This window comes from Longimicrobium sp. (assembly GCF_036388275.1).
Lineage (GTDB): Bacteria > Gemmatimonadota > Gemmatimonadetes > Longimicrobiales > Longimicrobiaceae > Longimicrobium.
The window spans coordinates 53425-75336 of sequence record NZ_DASVSF010000002.1; the positions used below are offsets into that span (position 1 = coordinate 53425).

The 21912-nt window shown below is 70.5% G+C and carries 19 protein-coding genes and 1 pseudogene; 12 read left to right on the top strand and 8 right to left on the bottom strand.

Features of this window, described 5'->3' with window-relative positions:
• The first annotated feature begins 24 nt into the window (after positions 1-24).
• From VF632_RS00305 to VF632_RS00315, 3 genes are read left to right on the top strand one after another with little or no spacing between them, the layout of a single operon-like run.
• Positions 25-1392 (top strand): sigma-54 dependent transcriptional regulator, encoded by a 1368-nt coding sequence (locus VF632_RS00305; RefSeq protein WP_331020835.1) that lies wholly within the window; start codon positions 25-27, stop codon positions 1390-1392.
• A gap of 41 nt (positions 1393-1433) precedes the next feature.
• Complete coding sequence (locus tag VF632_RS00310; RefSeq protein WP_331020836.1) at positions 1434-3200, top strand: hypothetical protein; 1767 nt, start codon at positions 1434-1436, stop codon at positions 3198-3200.
• 5 nt (positions 3201-3205) lie between these two features.
• Complete coding sequence (locus tag VF632_RS00315; RefSeq protein WP_331020837.1) at positions 3206-3835, top strand: hypothetical protein; 630 nt, start codon at positions 3206-3208, stop codon at positions 3833-3835.
• Here the strand turns inward: VF632_RS00315 and VF632_RS00320 are convergent.
• Positions 3822-4511, bottom strand: coding sequence for a class I SAM-dependent methyltransferase (locus VF632_RS00320; RefSeq protein WP_331020838.1), 690 nt, complete (start codon positions 4509-4511; stop codon positions 3822-3824). The two genes, VF632_RS00315 and VF632_RS00320, sit on opposite strands and share 14 nt — an antisense overlap.
• Positions 4512-4726: 215 nt before the next feature.
• Between VF632_RS00320 and VF632_RS00325 the strand changes: the two genes are divergently transcribed.
• Both VF632_RS00325 and VF632_RS00330 read left to right on the top strand, forming a co-directional pair.
• A complete protein-coding gene (locus VF632_RS00325; RefSeq protein ID WP_331020839.1) occupies positions 4727-5353 on the top strand; it encodes a response regulator in 627 nt (208 codons plus the stop codon).
• Positions 5354-5368: 15 nt separating this feature from the next.
• Entirely contained in the window at positions 5369-5836 is a 468-nt protein-coding gene (locus VF632_RS00330; RefSeq protein WP_331020840.1) for a group III truncated hemoglobin, read from the top strand.
• A 125-nt stretch (positions 5837-5961) separates the two neighbouring features.
• On the opposite strand, the gene VF632_RS00335 is transcribed toward VF632_RS00330, so the two are convergent.
• On the bottom strand, positions 5962-6669 hold the full coding sequence (locus VF632_RS00335) for a hypothetical protein (RefSeq protein WP_331020841.1): 708 nt from the start codon (positions 6667-6669) through the stop codon (positions 5962-5964).
• A gap of 232 nt (positions 6670-6901) precedes the next feature.
• On the opposite strand from VF632_RS00335, the gene VF632_RS00340 reads away from it, so the two are divergent.
• Positions 6902-10006: a hybrid sensor histidine kinase/response regulator gene (locus VF632_RS00340; protein WP_331020842.1), complete on the top strand. Its 3105-nt coding sequence runs from the start codon at positions 6902-6904 to the stop codon at positions 10004-10006.
• 5 nt (positions 10007-10011) lie between these two features.
• A complete protein-coding gene (locus tag VF632_RS00345) occupies positions 10012-11541 on the top strand; it encodes a sensor histidine kinase (protein ID WP_331020843.1) in 1530 nt (509 codons plus the stop codon).
• A 20-nt stretch (positions 11542-11561) separates the two neighbouring features.
• Here the strand turns inward: VF632_RS00345 and VF632_RS00350 are convergent, their stop codons facing one another.
• The gene (locus VF632_RS00350; protein WP_331020844.1) at positions 11562-11804 is read right to left on the bottom strand and encodes a DUF2164 domain-containing protein; all 243 of its coding nucleotides are present in this window, start codon (positions 11802-11804) and stop codon (positions 11562-11564) included.
• Positions 11805-11950: 146 nt separating this feature from the next.
• On the opposite strand from VF632_RS00350, the gene VF632_RS00355 reads away from it, so the two are divergent.
• Positions 11951-12565, top strand: coding sequence for a DUF433 domain-containing protein (locus tag VF632_RS00355; protein ID WP_331020845.1), 615 nt, complete (start codon positions 11951-11953; stop codon positions 12563-12565).
• A gap of 28 nt (positions 12566-12593) precedes the next feature.
• Complete coding sequence (locus VF632_RS28170; protein ID WP_414682874.1) at positions 12594-12917, top strand: hypothetical protein; 324 nt, start codon at positions 12594-12596, stop codon at positions 12915-12917.
• 330 nt (positions 12918-13247) lie between these two features.
• Here the strand turns inward: VF632_RS28170 and VF632_RS28175 are convergent.
• Positions 13248-13865 (bottom strand): annotated as a pseudogene (locus VF632_RS28175) (DUF3800 domain-containing protein); the annotation flags it as partial.
• Between the two features lie 164 nt (positions 13866-14029).
• Here VF632_RS28175 and VF632_RS00365 point away from each other — a divergent pair.
• Positions 14030-15532, top strand: a complete 1503-nt coding sequence (locus VF632_RS00365; RefSeq protein ID WP_331020847.1) for an Ig-like domain-containing protein — start codon at positions 14030-14032, stop codon at positions 15530-15532.
• A 283-nt stretch (positions 15533-15815) separates the two neighbouring features.
• Here VF632_RS00365 and VF632_RS00370 read toward each other — a convergent pair whose 3' ends face one another.
• Entirely contained in the window at positions 15816-16028 is a 213-nt protein-coding gene (locus VF632_RS00370) for a hypothetical protein (protein WP_331020848.1), read from the bottom strand.
• Between the two features lie 49 nt (positions 16029-16077).
• Positions 16078-16395 (bottom strand): hypothetical protein, encoded by a 318-nt coding sequence (locus tag VF632_RS00375; RefSeq protein WP_331020849.1) that lies wholly within the window; start codon positions 16393-16395, stop codon positions 16078-16080.
• 135 nt (positions 16396-16530) lie between these two features.
• Between VF632_RS00375 and VF632_RS00380 the strand changes: the two genes are divergently transcribed.
• Positions 16531-17373, top strand: a complete 843-nt coding sequence (locus VF632_RS00380; protein WP_331020850.1) for a PAS domain S-box protein — start codon at positions 16531-16533, stop codon at positions 17371-17373.
• 27 nt (positions 17374-17400) lie between these two features.
• On the opposite strand, the gene VF632_RS00385 is transcribed toward VF632_RS00380, so the two are convergent.
• Both VF632_RS00385 and VF632_RS00390 read right to left on the bottom strand, forming a co-directional pair.
• Entirely contained in the window at positions 17401-17583 is a 183-nt protein-coding gene (locus VF632_RS00385; protein WP_331020851.1) for a hypothetical protein, read from the bottom strand.
• A 108-nt stretch (positions 17584-17691) separates the two neighbouring features.
• The gene (locus tag VF632_RS00390; protein WP_331020852.1) at positions 17692-19746 is read right to left on the bottom strand and encodes a PAS domain S-box protein; all 2055 of its coding nucleotides are present in this window, start codon (positions 19744-19746) and stop codon (positions 17692-17694) included.
• 332 nt (positions 19747-20078) lie between these two features.
• Here VF632_RS00390 and VF632_RS00395 point away from each other — a divergent pair, with 332 nt between their 5' ends.
• On the top strand, positions 20079-21893 hold the full coding sequence (locus tag VF632_RS00395) for a DUF2779 domain-containing protein (RefSeq protein WP_331020853.1): 1815 nt from the start codon (positions 20079-20081) through the stop codon (positions 21891-21893).
• Positions 21894-21912: the final 19 nt, after the last annotated feature.

A 21912-nucleotide genomic window follows, 5' to 3' on the forward strand; every position in this document is an offset into this window, starting at 1 on the left:
GAACGCTTCCCGGTTCCCACGCGCATGGCCGCCACCATCCTGATCGTCGACGACGAGCCGAACATCCGCCGGATGCTGGGCAGCCTTCTGCGCGCCGAGGGCTACCGCACCCGCGAGGCGGGCACCGGCCGCGGCGCCGTGGCCGAGGTGCAGGGCGAGGAGCCCGACGCCGTGCTGATGGACCTGTACATGGGCGAGGGCGACTCGGGGCTCGACGTGCTTCCGCGGATCAAGGAGGCCGCGCCCGACCTGCCGGTGGTGATGATGAGCGGCCGCGCGTCCCTTGCCGACGCGGTGAAGGCCACGCGGCTGGGCGCCTTTCACTTCATCGAAAAGCCCCTCTCGCCCGAGGCGGTGCTGCTTACGCTGGGCTCGGCGCTGGAGCTGCGGAAGACGCGCGAGCTGAACCGCGCCCTGCGGGCCGAGCTGGGCGACGGGGAGGAGATGGTGGGGCAGAGCGCAGCGGTGGACCGCGTGCGCCAGATGATCGAGCGGGTGGCGCCCACCGATGCGCGGGTGCTGATCACCGGCGAGTCGGGAACGGGCAAGGAAGTGGCGGCCTCGGCCATCCACCGCCTTTCGCGCCGCGTCGCGGGGCCGCTGGTGAAGCTGAACTGCGCCGCCATCCCCAGGGACCTGGTGGAGTCGGAGATGTTCGGCCACGAGCGCGGCGCGTTCACCGGCGCCGTAGACCGGCGGCGCGGCCGGTTCGAACTGGCCAGCGGCGGAACGCTGTTCCTGGACGAGATCGGCGACCTGAGCTCCGAGGCGCAGGCCAAGCTGCTGCGCGCGCTGGAAGCCGGGCAGATCGAGCGGGTGGGCGGCACCGAGCCCATCGCCGTGGACGTGCGGGTGCTGGCGGCGACGAACAAGGACCTTCGCGCGGAGATCTCCGCGGGGCGCTTTCGCGAAGACCTGTTCTTTCGCCTTCACGTCATTCCGCTTCACCTGCCGCCGCTGCGCGAGCGCCCGGGCGACGTGCCGCTGCTGGTGGAGCACTTCGTGGCCCGCAACCGCCGCCGCCACGGGCTCACGCCGCCGCGCCTTTCCCCGGGCGCCATGGAGGCGCTGTCGCGCCACCCCTGGCCGGGCAACGTGCGTGAGCTGGCCAACATCCTGGAGCGCATCAGCATCCTGTTCGCGGGAACCGAGGTGGGGCCGGCGGAGATCCGCTCCGTGCTGGCCGGCGCCGCGCCCGTGGAGGGAGAGATGGCGGCCTACCGCGACGACGACCCACGCCCGCTTCCCGATCGGCTGGACGCCTACGAGCGCCTGCTGCTGTCCGGCGCGCTGGACGCCGCCGAGGGGAGCGTAGCCGAGGCGGCGCGCCGCCTGAAGACCGACCGCGCCAACCTGTACCGCCGCATGCGCCGCCTGGACATCCTCCGGTGACGTCCGAACGCCGCGGCCCATCCACTCCTGGAGAACTTCTGATGCGCATTCCCGCGCTGCTGATCGCCGCCCTGGCGCTGGCCGCCGCGCCCGTCCGGGCGCAGGAGGGGGCTCCCCTGCCCCCCGAGGTGGCCCGGCGGATCACCGCCGTCCTGAACGCCCCCGGCACCGACCGCCGCAGCGGCGACGCGGCGCTGGCCGCCGGCGACTCCGTGGCGGGCAGCCTGGCCGTGGTGGATGGCGACCTGGCGCTGGCCGGCCGCGTGTCGGGCGACGTGGTGGTGGTGAACGGCGGGCTGGAGCTGCGCCCCGGCGCCCACGTCGGCGGCCAGGTGATCGTCGTCGGCGGGCGGGTGCGGGTGGATCCGGACGCGCACGTGGCCGGCAGGGTGGTGGCGTTTCCCGCGGCCGTGCCGTACTGCCGCCTGGGCACGTACATCGACCTGGACCCCGCGGGCTGCGGCGGCGGCCCCGCCGCCCCGGCCGCGAGCCCGGTGGACGTAGACGTGGTGGAGGTGCCGGCGGACACCGCCGCGGGCGAGGCCCTGGCCGCGTACCCCGAGGAGGAGAGCGGGAGCACGTCGTTCGTGGTGGACGCGGGGCGCAGCTACAACCGTGTCGAGGGGCTGCCCATCCGCTTCGGCCCGTCGCTGCGGACGGCCGGGCTCAATCCCACCCGCCTGCGCGCGCTCGCCATCGTCCGCACCGAGACGGGGGCCGAGGTGGGACCCGGGCGCTGGGGGTTCGACGCGCGGCTGGAGCAGTTCGTGGCCGGCCGCCGCGGGGTACGGGTGGGCGGGCGGGTGTACTCGCTGGTCGACCCCATCGAGGGCTGGCACCTGACCGACGTGGAGAACAGCCTGTCCACCTTCTTCCTTCACGAGGACTACCGCGACCACTACGAGCGGCAGGGGTGGAGCGCCTACGCCACCTGGGAACCGGCGGCCTCGCCGCTCTCCGCCTCGGTGGAGTACCGGCACGAGCGCCACCGCCCCGCCGCGGCGGGCAGCCCGTGGACGCTGTACCGCAACCAGGAGCCCTGGCGTCCCCAGCCGCTGGCGGCGCGCGGGCACATGGAGGCGATCGGGGCGACGCTGAGGCTCGACACGCGCAGCGAGCAATGGGACCCGTCCACAGGCTGGCACGTGAGCGCCGAGGTGGAGCACGCGCTGAAGAGCCGGCTGCGGCGGCCCTCCGCCGTGCCGGCCGCCGGCGGGGCGGAGCTGCCGGAGGTGGCGTATCCCGACGGGTGGTCCGCGGGAATGCTCGACATCCGCCGCTACAATCGCATCAGCCCCACGTCGCGGCTGAACCTGCGCGTGGCCGGCGCCGCCTCGCTCACCGGCGGAGGAGTGCCCCCGCAGCGCCAGCACGCCCTGGGAGGCGAGGGCTCGCTCCCCGGGTTCGCCCTGTACGAGCTGGACTGCCGCGCCCGGACGGGCACGGTGCGCCGGGGCGAGGCGACGTGGTATCCGCAGTACGGCTGCGACAGCTTCGCGCTCTTCCAGGTGGAGTGGCGCGGCGACCTGTTGTCGGGGATCAGCTGGACGGACCTGGGGCTGGGCGGGCAGCGTGGGGACGCCAGCAAGGGCGAGGAGTGGATGAGCCGCTTCAGCGCCGACCTGGGCTGGGTGGTGTTCGCGGACATGGGCGCCGGGTGGAGCGCCCGGGCCGAGGAAGTGGCGGCGGTGGACATCGGCGCGGGGATCACGTTCGGCCGCTTCGGCGTGTACGCGGCCATGCCGGTGGACGAAGAGCAGGGACGCGGCGGGCTGAACGTGTTCATCCGCCTGGCCCCGCGGTTTTGAGGCGCGTGCACGTCCTGGTTCGCTTCCTCTGCGCCGCGGCCCTGCTGCTGGCGCTGGCCGCCCCCGCGGGAGCGCAGTCGCGGCGTGCGCTGACCGTCGCCTCGGCCGGGGCGGCGGGGCAGTGGCGGCCGGTGATCCGCACGCCCGCCCTGCTGCGCGACGCCGGCCTGCGCCAGGCGCTGGAAAGCGGCCTGCCCCTTCGCTTTCAGATGCGGGCCGAGCTGTGGCGCAAGGGAAGCCCCTTCGACCAGCTGGTGGATGCCGAAGAGGTGTCGCGCGCCATGCTGCGCGCGCCGCTGGAGGCGGGGTACAGCATCGAGGACGGGCGCGTGGAGCGGCGCTATCCCACGCTGGCCGCGGCCGAGGCGGCACTGCAGTCGGCGTTCGCGCCGCAGCTGCGGCCGCGCTACGTGGGCCGCTACTACTACATCGTGCGGCTGGAGGTGGAAACGCTTTCGCTTTCGGACCTGGACGAGCTGCGGCGCTGGCTGCGCGGCGAGGCGGGCCCGGCGGTCACCGGCGAGCAGCCGGTGGGGCGCGCGGTGGAGCGGGGACTGAAGCGCGTGTTCGTGCGGCTGCTGGGGCTTCCCGCGCGGCGCTACACGGCGCGCACGGGGCTGTTCACCGTGCGCTGACGGCGGGCGGCTGCACGTCGAACACGCCGATGGCCCGCGGTTCGACTTCGCCGATGCTCCATCGCGTCATCGACACCTTCCACCCGTCAGCCTCCATCCTTTCCAGCAGGGGCAGGCCCGTGGCCCGGAACGGATCCGAGACCAGGAGGCGCCCGCCGGGCGCCAGGCTGGTTTCGAAGATGTGGCGCAGGTGCGGGTGCATGGCCTCGCCGTACAGGATGTCGGAGCCGATGATCCAGTCGTAGCGCGCCTCGTCGTTCCAGTCCGTCCAGTCCACCAGCCGGTGGTCGATGGAATCCATCCCGTTCCGTTCGCCGTTGCGCCTGCAGACCGACATCACCAGCTCCTGCCGGTCCGTCTGCACCACGCGCGCGCCCAGCGACGCCGCGACGATCCCCGGCAGCCCTGTCCCCGCCCCCAGCTCCAGCACCGCCCTGCCGCGAAAGTCGTCCGCCCGCTCCACCAGCTCGTGCGCCAGCGCGATGGCCGACGGCCAGAGCGCCACGCCATAGGGAAGGCGCTCCTGGAAAAAGCTGGATTCCTCGGCGTTGGTGAGCATCGCCTCGGTATGGAGCACGCTCCACCGCCGGCCGCCCAGCCCCAGCCGGTACTCGTGCAGGGGAAAGTCGCCGATGGACGTGTGGAGCACCTCGGGTTGCATCGCGGGCGAACTCATGGATTCCTGACGCTGGTCGAATCGGGTATGCGCGTGCCGTCGCGTCTACAAGATGTTTGCCGGGGCGATGACAACCGGTCTCGCACTCTCCACTCGCGTCATCTTCCCGACACCACGTAGTACTTTCTGCTCATGCCCCGAAGCCGCGCGGCGCGTAGCTTTCGCGTGCAGCGCTGGACCGGAACGGCACCCCCCCAATCCGACGAAACTGAACCGTGCACAGCATCCTCATCGTCGAAGACACGCCGGAAATCGCCGAGGCCCTGCAGCGCCACCTGGAGCGCCGGGGATACGCCACCCTCCTGGCCACCCGCGCCGCGCAGGCCCTGCCCCTGGCCTGCAGCGAGCACCCCGACCTGGTCGTCCTGGATTTGGGCCTGCCGGACCGCGACGGCTACAGCGTTCTGGAGCAGCTGCGGGAGAGGGGCAACGACGTTCCCGTGCTGATCCTTTCCGCCCGCCAGGAGGAAGCCGACAAGGTGAAGGGCTTTCGCCTGGGTGCCGACGACTACGTGACCAAGCCCTTCGGCGCGCTGGAGCTGCTGGAGCGCATCGGTGCGCTGCTGCGCCGCAGCGCGCGGCCGGCTGCGCCCGAGACCACCGCCAGCGAGACCTCGGGAGGGCTGACGGACGGCGATCTCCAGGACCGGTTCGGCCTCACGCCACAGCAGGTGGTGGTCGCCCGGCTGCTGGCGGAGGGGCTTTCCAACGCCGAGATCGCGCGGAAGCTGTTCGTCAGCGGCCACACGGCCCGGAACCACACCTACCGCGTGCTCACGAAGCTGGGCATCTCCAAGCGGGCCCGCGTGAACAGCGTCCTCCGCGGCGCCGACGCCGCATAGGCAAGGAAACGAGTGATGCTGAACGACATCCGCACCCGCGAAGACGTCGAGCGCCTGGTGGAGAGCTTCTACGCCCAGGCGACGACCGACGACACCATCGGACACCTGTTCACCGACGTGGCCCAGGTGGATTTCGTCCGGCATCTGCCGCTGATGTACGACTTCTGGGAAACGCTCCTGTTCGGCGTGCGCAAGTACAAGGGCAACGCCATGCGCGCCCACTTCGACCTGAACGAAAAGGTGCCGCTCGTCGCTGAGCACTTCCAGCGGTGGCTGCAGATCTGGGAAAGGACGGTCGACGCCCTCTTCGCGGGTGAGAACGCGGAATCGGCGAAGGACAAGGCGCGCTACATCGCGCGGTCCATCCAGCTTCGGCTGAGCGCCGCGACGGCGGCCCGCATCGAAAACGCCGGGGTGCCAGTGGGGATCGGCACTTTGCCCGTTCGGATCGCATCCCCTACCGACGTGGCAATCGTGGGCTGACCATCGTTGGGTGGAACGGCGCACGACCACTTCGCACGGGTACGCGGGAAGAGCGTGATCGGCCTGCCCGTGGAACGCGAAGGCGCCCTCGGCCATGTGGCCGAGGGCGCCGCACGCTGGGGAGATTAGCGGAGCCGGTCGATCGTCGTCGTCCGCAGGTACACCCGCTCGGGAGCGGGGGCCGCGGAGATTCCGGGGGGCACCGCCAGCAGCAGGTGAGCGACCGGGCCGCCGTCGTACCGCAGCGTCAGCGTTCCATCCACGACGGTGTAGTTGCCTGATCCGCTGGCCGGGGCCGACGCGCCGCTCCACGCCGTCCAGGCCAGCGTCCCCCGCTCGCGGAAGCGGCCGTCCGCACCCAGCGTGATCGCCATCATGGTGTCGGCGCCGCTCAGCCAGCCGTACGTGGCGCCCGGGCGCACGTCGTTCATCACGTGCATCCGACGGTAGCCCTGCGTGCTCCCCGGCTTGCGCAGCACCCCGTCGGTGCCGACGGTAAACGCCTGGGGATCCGCCGCCTGACGGGTGAACGTCAGCTGGCTCCCGCTGACCGAGTACGTGCCGCACTCGGAGCTGGCGCAGACGGCGGCCCAGTCCAGCGGCCGGCTCAGCCCTTCGTCCGGCGTGCCGCGGAACGCGCGGCCGTCCTCCAGAAAGGTGTAGTAGTCCGGGTACTGCTGGCCCGCGCCGTTCACCCGCAGGCCCATGTAGATGCCCGCCACGCCGGCGGGCGGGGGCGGCGGGACCTCGCCGTCGTCGGGAACGGTGACACCGCTGCAGGCGGCCAGGAGCGCGAGCGACGCCGCGCGAAAGAAGAAGATGCTCGTGTGCATGGGAGCCTCTCGAAGGGTTGGGATCGACCGGCGGGCACCTGCCCGCCGTGCCCCAATTCTGCACTCCCGCACGGCACGGCGCGTGAGCGAATCTGCTCATTCTTACTGCAGACGAACGTCCCCCCAGCGAACTGCGCACACGCTTGTCGCCATTCGCCGGACCCGATAAATTCGTTCCGCCGCACCACTTGAAGTGCCCTGCCCCGTTCGACCCCACCTCCACGAAGGTCCAGTGAGCACCACCATCGACAGCATCAGCACCGCCCTGGGCGGCGTCTGCGAAACCGCCGCGCGCGCCCTCGCCTGCACCGTGCACGCGAGCCTCGATACGTGGACGTCGTCCTTCGACAGGGACCCGGGCGACGCCGGCGCGCCAGGGGCGGCGCACGAGTTGGTCGTGCACTTCGGGGAAGATGGGCACATTGGGGCGCTGCGATTCGGGCGCGATACCGCATGGACGGATGCCGACCGCGTCGTCGCCGAGGGGTTCGCCGGGCTCGCCACGATGGCGGTGCGATCGGACAACGCGCAGTCGCGCGTCGCCGACCTGGAGCGGCACGTGGACGAAGTACAGGCCTTGGCGACGCTGGGCAGCTACGAGTGGAACGTGGCGGAAGACCGCATCACCTGGTCGGCCGAGCAGCTGCGCATCCACGGCCTGGACGCGGAGAGCGGGTTCCAGGGCGGGTTCGACGCCTTCCTGGAGTTCGTGCACCCGGACGACCGCGGAACCATCGCGGCGCTCACGAGCGAGATGCTGCGCCACGGGCACGCCGAGGCAGGCTACCGCATCGTGCGCCCCGACGGGCAGACGCGCCGGCTGCACGCCCGCAGCCGGGTGGAGTTCGACGCAGCGGGGCAGCCGGCGCGCGTGCTGGGAATGGTGCAGGACGTTACGCAGCTGCTGGCGGCAGAGGGCGAGCTGCGGGTCGCCAACGAGCTGCTGGAGCAGCGCGTCGCCGAGCGCACCGCGGAGCTGGCCGCCGCGAACGACGAGCTCCGCCGCGCGGAAGAGCACTTCCGGCACCTGGTGGAGCACGGCACCGACCTGGTGATGATCTCGGGCCCGGACATGCAGCTGAAGTACGTAAGCCCATCCGTGGAGCGGCTGCTGGGCTACACGCCCGCCGAAATGCTCGAAAAGCGCCCCGAAGACATGCTGCACCCAGACGACGTGGTTCCCGTGTACGAGGGTACGCAGCTCATCCTCGACAACCCCGGAACGGTGCGGCGCTACGCCTGGCGCATCCGCCACAAGCACGGCGGCTGGCGGCTGATCGACTCCATCGGGCGCACCATCAACCCGCACAGCGGGGCCGACGGCGTGGTGGCCAACGGCCGCGACATTACCGAGCAGCGCGAAGCCGAGCTGGCGCTGCAGCGAAGCGAGGAGCACTTCCGGCGGCTGATCGAGAACGGCAGCGACCTGCTGATGATCTCCGCCGCGGACGGCCCGCTGAGCTACGTGAGCCCCTCGGTCGAGCGCCTGCTGGGCTACACGCCGGCCGAGATGCTGGCCAAGGTCCCGGGCGACGTGGTGCACCCGGACGACGTGGATCGGGTGATGGAGGTGCTGCGCGAGATCGCCGACACGCCGGGCACCGTGCACCGCGTCATCTGGCGCATCCGGCACCGCGACGGAAGCTGGCGGGTGATGGAGGCGCTGGGTCGCACCCTGGCCCCCGACTCCGGAGACGATGGCATCGTCGTCAACGGCCGCGACGTCACCGAGCAGCGCGCCGCCGAGGCGGAAGTCGTCCGCCAGCGCGCGTTCTTCGAAGAAATCCTGAACGGCATCGACGCGGGGTTGATGGTGATGGACGCCGAGTGCCGGTTCGAGTACGCCAGCCCCGTGGCCGTGCCCGATCCGGAGATCCGCGAGTGGCTGATCGGCCGCACGAACGAGGAGTACGTGCAGAAGCGCGGGCTGGCGCCGGAGATCGGCGCGGAGCGCCAGGCCAGCATGGACGCGGTGATCCGCACCCGCCAGCCCCACTCCTTCGTGCAGGCCGTGCCGCAGGCGGACGGCGGCACGCGCCACGTGATGCGCCGCCTGGTGCCCGTGCTGGATGACCAGGGGCAGGTAATGCGGATGATCGGCTACAGCGTCGACATCACCGAGCGCAAGGCGATCGAGGAGCAGCTGCGCGCCGCCACCGCCGAGGCCGAGCGCGCGCGCCACGAGGCGGAGCAGGCCAATCATGCCAAGAGCGAGTTCCTCAGCCGCATGAGCCACGAGCTGCGCACGCCGCTCAACAGCATCCTGGGCTTCGCGCAGGTGCTGGAAGACGTGAGCCTGCCGCCGGAGTACCGCGCCGGGGTGCGGCACATTCTCAACGGCGGGCGGCACCTGCTGAACCTGATCAACGAGGTGCTCGACATCGCGCGCATCGAGGCCGACCAGCAGCCCATGTCGCTGGAGCCGGTGATGGTGCAGGCGGCCATCCGCGAGGCGGTGGACATGGTGCGCCCCCTGGCCGCCGCGCGCGGCATCTGGGTGGGCGAGGTACCGCACCCCGCCGCCGAGCGCTACGTACGCGCCGACCGCCAGCGGCTGACGCAGGTGCTGCTGAACCTTCTGTCCAACGCCGTGAAGTACAACCGCGCCCAGGGCACCGTCCGCATCGGCTGCGAGCCCGTGCGCGACGACGCGGGACAGGAGCGCCTGCGCATCCGTGTGACGGACGACGGGCCCGGCATTGCCCCCGAGCGCCGCGACCAGCTCTTCGTTCCCTTCGCGCGGCTGGGCGCCGAGCACACGGCGGTGGAGGGCACCGGCCTCGGCCTCGCCCTTTCGCAGCGCCTCGCAACCGTGATGGGCGGGGCTCTGCTCCTGGAGCGCAGCGGCGCCGAGGGAAGCACCTTCTGTGTGGACCTTCAGCCCGCGGCCAACCCCCTGGCCGGCGCGCCGGAGATGGCGGCGCGCGCGGACCGGGGCACCACGTCCCATCCGCCCGCGACACTGCTGTACGTGGAGGACAACCTCGCCAACCTGTCGCTCGTCGAGACGATCCTCCTTCCCCGCCCCGAATGGCGGCTGGTGCCGGCGCTGCAGGGGCGGCTGGGGCTGGAGCTGGCGTTCGAGCACGCCCCCGACGTGGTGCTGCTGGACCTTCACCTTCCCGACGTGCACGGCCGCGACGTGCTGCGCGAGCTGCGCGCTGACCCGCGCACGGCGCACACGCCCGTGGTCATCATCAGCGCCGACGCCACGCCACGCACGGTGGACGCGCTCCTGGGCGAGGGCGCCGACGCCTTCCTCACCAAGCCGCTGGACGTCCGCGCCTTTTTGTCCACGGTAGAAGAGATGCTGGCCCGCCCCGCCGCGCGGGCCTGACGCCAGTGGATACCACCGCCTGCACCATCCTGCTGGTCGACGACGAGGAAGCCAACCTCGACCTGCTGGAGATCGTCCTTAAGCCCAAAGGCTACACCTCTCTGGTGCGGGTGAGCGATGCGCGGCAGGCGGTGGCGGAGTTCCGCCGCGCGAAGCCCGACCTGGTGCTGCTGGACCTTCACATGCCGCATCGCACCGGCTTCGAGGTGCTGACGGATCTGCAGGCCCTGGTGCCGGACGACGAGTACCTGCCGGTGATCGTCCTTACCGCCGACATCACCGCCGAGGCACGGGAGCGGGCGCTGGCCAGCGGCGCGCGCGACTTCGTCACCAAGCCGTTCGATCGCACCGAGGTCCTGCTGCGCGTCCGCAACCTCCTGCACACGCGCCTGCTGTACGGGCGGGAGCGGCGCGCGCGCGAAGCCGCGGAACAGGCCGCCGCCCGCGACCGCCTCCTGGCCGACGCCAGCCGGCTGCTCTCCGCCTCGTTCGACAACGGCACCGCCCTGGCGCAGCTCCGCGCGCTCCTGGCCGGCGGCTGGGGCGACATGTGCGTCGTGGATATCTCGGACGAGGGCGCGGCGCCATCGAGCGCGGGGGAGCAGACGGGGCTGATTGGCAGGGAGGACGCGCGGGCCGCCCTCGGTCCCGGTATGTGGTCGTCGGCGTTGCGGGTGCCGCTGGCGGGGAGCGGGCCGTCCGTGGGATGGCTGGTCGTCGGGAGGACCGTGGAAAACGCGCCGTTCACGGAGGACGACCTGGCGCTGGCGGTGGAGCTGGGCCGCCGCGCCGGGCTGGCGGTGGAGAATGCGCGGGCTTTCCAGGCGGCGCAGAACGCGCTGGCCGCGCGCGACCAGGTACTGGCTGTGGTCGCGCACGACCTGCGCAGCCCGCTCACCGCCGTACGCTTCGAGGTAGAGATGCTGCGGCTGGACCCCGTCGGCCCATTGGCGCCTGAGGATGCGCAGACGTTGGGCCGGGTGGAGCAGGCGGTCGGGCGGATGGACGCGCTGATCCAGGACCTGCTCGACGTGTCGCGCGCCAGCCGCGGCGTGCTGGCGCTGGACCGGCGACCGCTGGCCATGGGCCTGCTCATGGAGGAAGCCGCGGCGACGGTGCGGCCGCTGGTGGAAGCGCAGCGCCTGGAGTTCCGCGTTCACGGCCCGGCGCGCCTGCCCGTGCTGCAGGTGGACGGCGCGCGGGTGATCCAGGCGATCTCCAACCTGGTGGGGAACGCGGCCAAGTTCACCCGGCACCAGGGTCGGGTGACGCTCGGTTGGGAGATGGTGGATGGTGCTCTGCGCATCTCCGTCACCGACGAGGGGCCGGGGATCGGCCCGGAGCAGGTGCAGCACATCTTCGGCGCGTTCTGGCAGGCGCGCCACGCGGACCGGCGCGGGCTGGGACTGGGCCTCGCCATCACCCGCGCCATCGCCGAAGCGCACGGGGGCCGCATCTGGGTGGAAAGCGAACCCGGCCACGGCGCCACCTTCTTCTTCACCCTCCCCGGTCCAGCGTCGGCTGGCGAGAGCTGAGGACCGCGATCAGCCTGGAATCAGCGCCCGGAGCGCTCCGGCTCGTACACCTCGCCCTCCAGGTCTTCCAGCTTCTTCAGCACGTACCCGCGAGCATCCTGCACACCCTGGTTGTACACCACGGGCCCCAGCTCCGCGACGATGAAGTCCAGCAGCTCGTTCGCCCTGAAGTCGCTCAGGGGCTCGTCGAAGTTGTCGTCGAAGAACGTCTTGAGGGAGCGAACCAGCCGCACACGCCGGTCATCAGCCAAACGAATCCGCATCGATAGCTCGCGAACAAGGTGAGTGGGAGGTCCGGGTAAAGCGTACCCCGGCCGCAATCACCCGGCAAGCGTACGGAGGTTCCGCAGCCGAACCTTGACTAGGATAGTCAGGCGTATTTAAATTCATCCTCAACGGAGGATCATTTATGAGCGCGACAGCCGAGCGTCGAACTGAAAAGACCGTCACCGTGAACGAGGCTGCTTTCGCCGCCGGTGTAAGCGTCAAGACGGTGAACCAGGCCATCGACCGCAAGCACATCCGCACCCGTGAGCTGCGCAGGGCGACGGACCGGGCCAGCCGCGGCATCGGCGCGAGCGATGTCGTGTACCTGGCGGTCAGCCATGTGCTCGCACCCGAAGTGCGCGCGAAGCTGCATCGGTCGTTCCGCGGGAGATCTCTGGCCGAGCTTCCGCGCCAGTTTCAGACCGGCGTGGTTGTGCTGGACCTGGAGAATGCGATCAGGGAAGTGGAGGCGCGTCTCGAACTTCTAGCCAAGATCGACGAGAGGATCGAAACAGCTCCGGACGTACGCGGCGGGGAACCCGTGTTTCGCGGCACTCGCACGCCAGTGTTCGCCATCGCCCGGAAGGTGGAGTTGGGTTCCACCGTCGAGGAACTGGAAGAGGACTATCCACATTTGCAGCCGGCGGACCTTGAGCTCGCGACGCAATACGCCAGGCTCTATCCCCGGCGCGGCCGTCCCCGGGCCGAGTGGACGCGCGGGTTGAAACGGTTGTCGCGTGATCCAGTTCCTGATTGACGAGGACGTCACGCCCAGGCTTCGCGACGTGGCAAACCGCCGCGGCTACAACGCGTACCACATCCAGCAGCTAGACTGGAAAGGGCGGCAGGATTTTCACATCCGCCGCCGTATGCTCGACGAAAACCTCACACTGGTCACCGGCAACTGGAAAGACTTCCGGCCGATGCTGCAGCGGGAAGAAGTTCATCCGGGCGCGATCTCCCTCCCCGACGTTCCCCGCGCGGACCAGATCCGGCTTTTCGAGGCCGCGCTGGATTTCATCGAGTCCAGCGATCCGCCACTGGATATGATCAACCTGGTGCTCGTGGTCGACGATCAGGGCAGCGTGGAGATGTTCGAGATCCCGTAAACGGTGCGTCCGGCTCATCCCGCGCTCCGCACTGAACGTGAGGTAATCGTCTTCACTCCAGCCGGACAGAAAAAAGGGCGCTCCCGTGAGGGAGCGCCCTTTCCAACCTGCGGCGCAATCAGCTAGCCGTGTTACGGGCAGAGCCCAGGGGCTCTTGTCGCCAACCGCATATGCCGCGGTTTCTCCCTTCAAGATATGCCTCCCCCGCCCCCCTGTCAACGCCCTCAGTAGTAGTGCACGGTGCCCCGCCCAGAGGTCGAACTCGCTCCGGATCTTCGCGGAGATCAGGTCGTACTCGGCGTGGACGCCCCGCTCCCACTTTCGGCTCACCGCCCAGCTGCAGTAGTCCGCCACCTGCAAGCACGGCTCGCTGTCCGCCGCCCACGAGGCGGTGTGATAGGTAGTGCCAGGGGCTACCTGCGCCACGACGTTCGTGACCGCCTGGTGCATCAGCTTCCGCTTCTTCCGGGTTCCGAGAGACGCACCCACGACGAACAGCTCGTCGGCGGGAGTGGACACCTTCCGGGCGAGGCGGCGCATGTGATAGTACCACGCGTACTGGTAGAACGTCTCGTCGGAAACCCTGGTCTGCGGCTGCGCCTTGGATTTCTCCAGCAGCGTCACGTCCACGCGAAAGTCGTGGCGCCGCAGGAGATCGAACACGCGCGCCCGCACGGGCAGCGTATCGCTCGTGGCGTGGAACTCGGACATGTGGCCATGTCCCTCCCACGCCAGTTCCCGCCGCAGGTCCAGGAGAGCGTTGCCGACCGTGTACTCACAGACGACCGTCGTCAGGATGAAGTAGCGGCTTGCGCCCGGCTTTCGGCTGAAGTCGAAGTTTCCGCTCTCGTCCGCGAAGACGTGGATACGGGGCATGGGATCTCGATCGGTGCGGTGGCCTCTCTGTTCACAATGTATACTTTGGATCGCCTGCGGCGGAAGGGCCATGTAGCGCACCCTCGGCGGCGTGGAGAGGTCCACGAACGAAGATGAATCGTTCTGCTCACGAGGAGCGGAGCGGGAACCGGTATTCTCCCGTCGTCGCCGACGAGGTCGGTCGCGACCACGACTCCCGATACCGATTCCTGGTCCCCTCTGTGAGGAGAACTTCCATGAAGCTCAACACCCTGCGCCTGGCCGGCGTCCTGTGCACCCTGGCCGCCACCGCCTGCGCCGACAACGGCATCGTCACCCCCGACACCCCGGAGCTCACCAGCATCACGGTGGCCGCCGAGGAGAACCGCACCGAGCTGCCCGTCAACGGCAGCGTACAGCTCACCGCCACGGGCCGCGACCAGGACGGCGCCGAAATGCAGACGGGCCCGCTGGCCTGGAGCAGCGCCGACACCACCCGCGCCAGGATCGACGGACAGGGCGTGGTGACGGGCCGGGCCAACGGCACCGTGATCCTTACCGCCGCCAGCGCCACCGGTATCAAGGGCACGCTGACGCTCACCATCCGCGGCGCCGTGCACCGCGGGCCGATCACGCAGAGCGAGACCTGGCGCGAGGCCGACAATCCGCACTACGTCACCGACGACGTGGTGGTGGCCGGCACCAGCTCGCCGCGGCTGACCATCGAGCCCGGCGTGGAGATCCGCTTCGCCGAGCGCGCCGCCCTCTTCATCGGCGGGGAGCAGCCGGGGAGGCTGACGGCCGACGGCACGGCCGCGAAGAAGATCCGCTTCCTGGCCGACGCGGCATCGCCGGACAAGGGCCACTACTACGGCGTGTACTTCAATCGCCAGACGGGCGCCGGGTCCAGCATCCGCCACGCCGACTTCAACCACTGCGGCATCGAGCGGGGCCAGGTGAAGGTGGGCGCGGATGCGTGCATCGCGGCGGTGGAGCCCAACGTGGCGCCCACGATCGCCGACGTGACCATCCAGAACAGCGGCAGCAACGGCATCGTGATGATGGATGGCGGCGCGTTCGGCCCCGGCTCGGCCAACGTCAGCGTCAGCGGGGCCGAGCTCTTCCCGCTCGTCATCGAAGCCGACTTCGCCGGCACGCTCCCCGACGGCGGCACCTTCGCCAGCAACGGCACCAACCGCGTGCGCATCTTCTCCAACGAGCCGGTGACGCGCACGCAGACCTGGGCCAACCTGGGGATCGCCTACTCGATCAGCGGCGACCTGATGATCGGCGGCGGCAGCTCGCCGGTGCTCACCCTGGCGGACAGCGTGGTGCTGCGCATGGCATCCAGCGCCACGGTGTACGTGGGGAACTGGTCGGGGAACGGCGAGCCCGGCGGCCTCGTGGCGCTCGGCAGCCGCACGGAAACGGCGGCGGGACCGGTGGTCTTCACGCGCATCACCGCCGATTCGGACGCGCCGGGCAAGGGCTACTGGGACGGCATCCTCTTCGCCCGCCAGGCGCTGGGCGGCAGCCGGCTGCGGAACGTGTCGGTGGAGTGGGCCGGCGGGAGCGACGGAGCCATCCTCACCCGCGGAGACCGGGGCGCGTTCATCACCGACAGCTTCATCACGGGCTCCGGCAGCTGCGGGATCTGGGTAGACCCGATGGGCACCACGCCTACGGACCTCTCGGCCGGCGCGCTGAACAACGTGTTCGTGGACAACGACGGCGCCGCCTTCTGCGTGGGCGACTTCTAACGGCACGCGGCGAGGGCCCGGCGGAGCGATCCTCCGGGACAGCACAAAGAAGCGGGGCGCCGGATCGATGGATCCGGCGCCCCGCGCTGGCTTGGCCGTTCAGCCGCCGGTCAGGCGGAGCGGCCCTGCCAGGGGCAGCCGCGCTTGCTGCACACGAGCCGATGGCCGGCGAGGCCCCCGGCCTTTCCGAACGTTTCCTGCCGGAGCACGGCGTCGCCGCACACGGGGCATACGGTTCCCGTTCGCTCTCCCTGCTTGGGCTGGCGGAGTCCGGGTGTCTGCGTCATGCGGTGCTCCCGGGTGCGGCGTCCATGTGCATCTCCGCGCGCAGCTTGGCGAGCGCGTCCTCGGAGGTGGCCCCGATGGCGAAGCTCACCGGTCCGGGGAGGCCCATCATGTCACGGCCCGTGGCGTTCTCCGGCGGCTTGGTGCCGGTGTGCCAGGCGATCCACGTTCCGCCCGTGCCGGTGGTAAAGGTGATGTAGCCTTCGGTCATGCAGCTCCCGCGGGAGAAAGGGGGATGGCCCTTGCCGGCGCCCAGGCGCTTACGCGGAGCGAAGCGCCGTGCGGATGCGGCGGGCCACGCCCTGCAGGCGGCCGGCGGCCTGCGGATGCTGAAGGCTCGGCAGGAAGTGCACGTAGCTGCGGGCCTTGTTCAGCGCCTCGATGCGCTGCCTGCCGAAGCGGAGCTTCTCGCGGCGGATGCCGTCGCGGCACTGGTCCAGCAGCGTCCGCAGGGTCGCCAGCTTGGCGTCGCCGTCGGCGGCGGGGGCCTGGAGTTCCTGGCTGAGCTGGAGGGCCGTGTTGAGGCGGTCCGAGCTTTCGGCCGACATCACGGGACGCGGTTCGATGGGAGACGACATGAATCACTTGGGGCATGGGAATACTGCATGCTGCCCAGAGTGGGGAGTCATCCAGCCACTGTAGAACCCCACGGGGCCAGGAACGGTCCCCCGGTGGCCCACGAACCGGCCAGAAATTTGCCGAATGATGCCGTCATGCACACTGACGCCGACGCACCCAGGGCCGACTCGGCCGATCGTCCGGGGCCGGGCCCCACCCGGCCCGACGCAACGAACGCCCCGGAACCTCCGTTCGCCCCGGAGGTTGCCCGGCCGCACGCCAGCGAAACGTCCGAGCGCCAGGCCGCGCTGGCCCGCGGGCGGGCGCGCCGGCTGCGTGCCGACGGCGAAGACGAGGCGACAGCTACGCGCCGAGCCATATGGGCGGCCAACCCCGCCTTCGCGGCGCTCGCCGACAACGTGCGCGACTACGCCATCTTCCTGCTGGACCGCGACGGCGTGATCCGTTTCTGGGGCGAGGGCGCGCACCTGATGAAGTGGTGGACCAAGGAAGAGGCCGAGGGCGCCCACCTTCGCTTCCTGTACCCCGACGGAGGGGCCGAGGACGGCACGGCCGAAGACCACCTGCGCGACGCCGAGATGCACGGCGAGTCGGTGAGCGAGGGGTGCCGCGTGCGGCGCGACGGCTCCACGTTCCTGGCGGGCGTCACCCTCACGGCGCTGCGTGGTCCGGACGGCGACCTCATCGGGTTCGCCAAGACCACGCGCGACCTCACGGCCCGGCGCGCCGCCGAGGCCGCGGTCGCCAGGGCAACCGCCGCGCATTCCGAGCGCGACGCCGCGCTGGAACTCGCGCGCGCGGCGCAGGAAGCGCGCGCCCGCGCCGAAGAAGCGGCCGAGTTCGCGCAGGAGCGCGCACGCGGCACGCACGAGTACATGACGAAGGTGCTGGAGCCAGAGCTGGAGGCGGAACGCGCCCGGCGCGACACCGGCATGGAAGCCGGCCCCGCCGAGGCGCCGCCGGAGTCCGGCGGGTAGGAGCCTGTCGAGCGCCCGGAGAAGGATCTATCGGCGCTGCAGGAGGTTGTCGATCTTCGTCCATTCCTGCATCAGGTCGGCGCGGTCGTCCGCGTCCAAGGCTTGGCCGCCGCCCGATCCGTCGCCCTCCTTCATCAGCTTCATCAGGCGGTCGCGCCGCTGCTCCAGCCTGGCGCGCTCCGCGTCGGTCAACGTGCTCGCGTCTGCCACTGCCTGCCTCCTGTCCATGGATTGCCGGGTACCTGCGCGTCCGGGCTGCGACCTTCGTGCCCGGCGGCCGGCGGCACCCCGGCCGGAGGCGCGGCGATCGGCTCCGTCCTACCCTTCCACGCCCAGCGCGGCGTCCACGGCCGTGAGAAACTGGTCCACGTCCAGGGGCTTGGTCAGGTAGTCGCGGGCTCCGGCCGCGCGCAGGCGCTCGATCTGGCGGGTGGTCGCGTCGGCGCTGATCACCAGCACGGGGACGTGGCGCGTGCGGTCGTCGGCGCGCAGCTCCTGAAGCACCATCTCGCCCGAGATGTCGGGAAGGTGAAGGTCCAGCAGCACCAGGTCCGGCCGGTGCTCGCGCGCCAGTTGAAGCCCCAATCGCCCCTGCAGCGCGGGGATCAGGCTGATCTCCGGCCGGTCCATCAGGATGGTTTCCACCAGGTCCAGGTTGGCGAGGTTGTCTTCCACGTACAGGATGGTGCGGGCGGGCCGCGCCACGGATTCTGCCCGCGCCCCGTCCAGCCGCCCGGGCTCCAGCCGCTCGCGCGGGCTTTCGGTAACGGGAAGCTCCACCCAGAAGGTGCTCCCCTCGCCCACGGCGCTTTCCACGCGCAGCTGCCCGCCCATCACCTCCACCAGGCGCTGCGACAGCTTCAGCCCCAGCCCGGTACCCTCCACCCCGGAGCGCTCCGCCCCCAGCCGCGAAAACGCGACGAACAGTTCCCCCAGGCGGTCGGCGGGAATTCCCGGCCCCGTGTCGCGCACGCCGATGGCCAGGAACGCGCTTCCATCCGCCCCCACGGCCGGCCGGGCCAGGAGCTCCACCGCGCCGCCGGAGCGGTTGTACTTGATGGCGTTGGAAAGCAGGTTCAGCAGCACCTGCATCAGCCGCTGCTGGTCGGCGCGCACGTAGGCGTCGCTCCCCTGCGGCGCGCGGGCCGAAAGCTGCACCGGACGCTGGTCGGCCGTGGGGCGCACCAGGGCCAGCGCCTCGTTCAGCAGGGTGGCGGCGTGCACGGGCTCCAGCGAAAGCTGCTGCTGGTTGGCCTCGATGCGGGCGATCTCCAGCACCTCGTTGATCAGGTTCAGCAGGTGGCGGCCGGCCTTGAGGATGTGCTCCACGCTGCGCGCCTGGTCGGCCGGCAGCCGGCTGCGCTGCAGCAGCTGCCCGAACCCCAGGATGCTGTTCATGGGGGTGCGCAGCTCGTGGCTCATGCGCGACAGGAACTCGCTCTTGGCCTCGTTGGCTGCCTCCGCCGCTTCCTTTGCCTCCTTGAGCTTCACCTCGAACTGCTTGCGCTCGGTGATGTCGCGCACCATCCAGATGCGCCCGTACACCTCGCCCGCCTCGCTCGCCAGCGGCGCCGAATAGCGGTCCAGCACGCGCCCGTCGGCCAGCAGCACCTCGTCGCGGTGCACGGTCCGGAAGTCCTCGCGCAGCCCCTCGATCGTGCGGCGGTACCCGTCGGGGTCGGCGGCCTGGCGCGTGGCCCACGCGAACATCTCCACGCAGCGCTCGGGCGCGCGAAGCTCCTCGGGAACGTTGAAGATTTCGGCGTAGCGCCGGTTCATGTTCAGCACACGGCCCTGGTGCGAAACCAGGATGCCGTCGATGGCCACGTTGCTCTGCGCCTGCAGCAGCGTGGTCTGGAACTGCAGCGCCTCCTGGTCCCGCACGCGCTCCGTGATGTCGGTCATGAAGCCGGCGAAGAACCGCTGCCCGTCGCTGGAGTACTCGCCGAAGTTGATCTCCACGGGAAACTCGGTGCCGTCGCGGCGCAGCGCCGGCACCTGCACGCCCCGCCACGGGATGCTCCGCTCGCCCGTCATCATGTAGCGCCGGGTACCGCCCATGTGCCCGGCGCGCAGCCGGTGCGGCATCAGCACGGTGAGCGGCTTGCCCACCATCTGCTGGGCCGGGTATCCAAAGATCCTGCACATGGCCGGGTTCACCGCCACGATGGTGGATTCCGCGTCGATGATGACGACGCCGTCCGGGTCGGCATCCACCAGCGCGCGATACCGCTGCTCGTTCTCGGCGAGCGCCGCGCTGGCGGTGCGCGCCTCGTCCAGCTGCCGCTCCAGCTCGGCGATGCGGGCGCGCAGCTCGTCGGCTTCGGGCGGGTCGGTATGCGGCAGGGTGGGATTGGGAGTGGGGTGGCTCATGGCTACGGCTGGGACACAGCGGAGGGCAGGGGCCTGCGGAACGGGGCGACGGCCCACGGGCGCCGTCCACGAGGGCGCGCGCAGCCCGGGAGCCCGCACGCGTCGATAAAGCTAACGACCACCGCCGCCCCCGAACAAGCGCCGGCGCGAGCAGCGACCCAACCGGGCTAGCGCTGGAGCCGAGGCCCGTGTTCCGGCGCGGATGTGCGGGGGGCAAACACCTCCGGAGCCGAAAATGTCCCGAAAGAATTGTGTCACTCGCCCGGCGCCTGTAGGCTTGGGGCCGTCATCCGTTTCGGCCGCTCCCGCCTTCCTCCTTCCGGACTTCCTCGATGCACCTTACCAAATCCGATTACAAGGTCGCGCGTACCTGCGCCACCAAGCTCTACTACCGCAAAACCGGACAGTTCCCCAACGGCACGGGCGACGAATACATGCGCCTGCTGGCCGAGGGCGGGTTCATGGTCGAGGAGATCGCCCGCCAGATGCACCCCAGCGGGCGGTATATCGGCTTTCACGGCACGCCGGAGCAGGCTGCCGAGCGCACCCAGCGCGAGATGGAGCAGGGCGACTGCGTGCTGTTCGAGGCAACATTCGTCGCCGGCGCGCTTCACGCCCGCGTGGACGTGCTGGTCAGGTGCGGTGACGAGGTGCATCTGATCGAGGTGAAGTCTGCCTCCTTTCCTGGCGACGAGCACCGCGCCCGCCTGCGGGACGGGCTGCCGGGCGCCATGCGGGGGAAAAAGCCGCCGCATCCGCTGGTCGACAAGTGGCCGCCGCACGTGGAAGACGTCGCGTTCCAGACGTGGGTGGCGCGGCAGGCGCTGCCCGGCTGGCACATCCGGCCGTTCCTGATGATGCCGGACCGCGACGCGCGTACGGAGCTCGACGGGCTGTGGCAGTGGTTCCGGCTGGAGCGCGCCCCCCACGGCGGACGCCCTGCCGTGACGTTCCACGGCGACGCCGAGGCGCTGCGGCGGAAGCCGTTCCTGGCCAAGATCGAGGTCTCGGCCGAGGTGGAACTGGTGCTGGCGGAGGTAACCGGCGCGGCGACCGAGTTCGTGGACAGCCTGGTTCCCCAGCCCCGCCCCATTCCGGTGCCCATCTCGGTGAAGTGCCGCGAATGCGAGCTGCACGGCGAAACGGAAGAAGGCGACGCACGCCTGTTCGCCGGCTGCTGGGGCGACCTGGCCGACGTGCGCCCCAACCTCTTCGAAATCTACTCCGTCGCCACCATCGGCGGCACGCGCAGCCCGGTTGCGAACCGGCTGATCAACGAGCGGCGCATGCACCTTTTGGACATGGACGAGGCGCATCTGGTAAAGGCGGATGGCACCGTCGGCGCGGCCAACACCCGCCAGCTGATCCAGCTGCGCAACACGCGGATCAACCGCGAGTGGGTGAGCGAAGACTTTCCCCGTATCCTGGACGGGTTCGCCTATCCGCTTCACTTCATCGATTTCGAGACGTCGGCGCTGGCCATTCCCTACCACGCGGGCATGCGGCCGTACGAGCCGGTCGCGTACCAGTGGAGCTGCCACACCGTGCCCCACCCCGGTGCCGCGCCGGTGCACTCGGAGTGGATCAACTCCACCGACGCCTTTCCCAACCGCGAGTTCGCCAAGACGCTGCGCGATGCCGTGGGCGACGCGGGCACGGTGTTCATGTGGGCCACCCACGAACGCACCATCCTGAGGAAGATCCGTTCGCAGCTCGCGGAGCGCGGCCAGGCGGACGCGGACGTGTGCGGGTGGGCGGAGGAGCTGGAAGGCCGGCTGGTGGACATGAACAAGCTCACCTTCGACCACTACTTCCATCCGCGGATGGGTGGCCGTACCTCCATCAAGTACGTGGTGCGGGCGGTGTGGGCAGAAAACCCGCGGGTGCGGGCCGCGTTTCCGGAGTACGACGGACCGGGCGCCGCCTGCCTGTACGGCTCGCTGCCGGCGGTGGAGATCGCGGGGGCGCCGTTCGAAGTGCGAGAGGGCACCGCCGCCGTCCGCGCCTACCAGGCGATGATGTACGGCGCGGAGTCGCGCGACGCCGCCGCCCGTGAGGAGCTGCGGAACCTGCTGCTGCGGTACTGCAAGCTCGATACGGCGGCCATGGTGATGGTATGGATGCACTGGCGGGGCGGCCGAACGTAAGCTCCCGGCGCTCCTCGCC